The 784-nt window shown below is 54.0% G+C and carries 1 protein-coding gene; it reads left to right on the top strand.

All coding sequences use genetic code 11. From position 1 onward, the window contains the following. Nucleotides 1–110 precede the first annotated feature (110 nt). Nucleotides 111–784: DUF1601 domain-containing protein (locus tag CX664_RS25430; protein WP_146000391.1), on the top strand; the 674-nt coding region annotated here is incomplete at its 3' end.

Raw genomic sequence — 784 nt, 5'->3', positions numbered from 1 at the left:
CTGCATTTGCTGCAAAATTTCGCAGCAACGCGGAGCTGGAATTGAGTGAAGCATGACGACGCTCACTGCACTCATTGACTTCAGCGGGTGTTTTTACCCCTCATCAACCCATGGATGAGCGTGTTCAGTTCACTCAAGCAGGCTTATTGTCAACGCTACTGGATGCAATCATATTCAAGTGCAACCAAAAGCACAGAAAGAGCAATATTGATGCTCAGCATATTGCCAACCTGCTGTGGGCCATGGCGAAACTGGTGGACAACGGGCAGGAGCGGACACCAGAGCTCAACCAGGCCGTGGCCGCGTTGTTGCTCCTCGTGCACGAACAGAAAGACCAACTTAATGCCCAGGGAATCACCAACCTGCTGTGGGCCATGGCGAAACTGGTGGACAACGGGCAGGAACAAACACCAGAACTCAAAGAGACCGTGGCCGCGCTGTTGCCCCACGTAAACGCACAGAAAGCTCACTTTAAACCACAGGGTACTGTCAACCTGCTGTGGGCCATGGCAAAACTGCTGGACAACGGACATGAGCCAATATCAGGGTTCGAAGAGGCCTTGGCCGTGCTATTGCCCCACGTGAACGCACAGAAAAACCAATTTAATGCCCAGGGTGTCACCAACCTGCTGTGGGCCATGGCGAAACTGGTGGACAACGGGCAGGAGCAGATGCCAGAGCTCAAAGAGGCTGCGGCCGCGCTGTTGCCCCATGTGAACACACAGAAAACCCAATTCATTCCTCGGCAAATCACCAACCTGCTGTGGGCCATGGCGGAAGAGTG

This window comes from Endozoicomonas acroporae (genome assembly GCF_002864045.1).
GTDB classification, from domain to species: domain Bacteria; phylum Pseudomonadota; class Gammaproteobacteria; order Pseudomonadales; family Endozoicomonadaceae; genus Endozoicomonas; species Endozoicomonas acroporae.
This window is presented reverse-complemented; position numbering and strand designations above follow the sequence as displayed.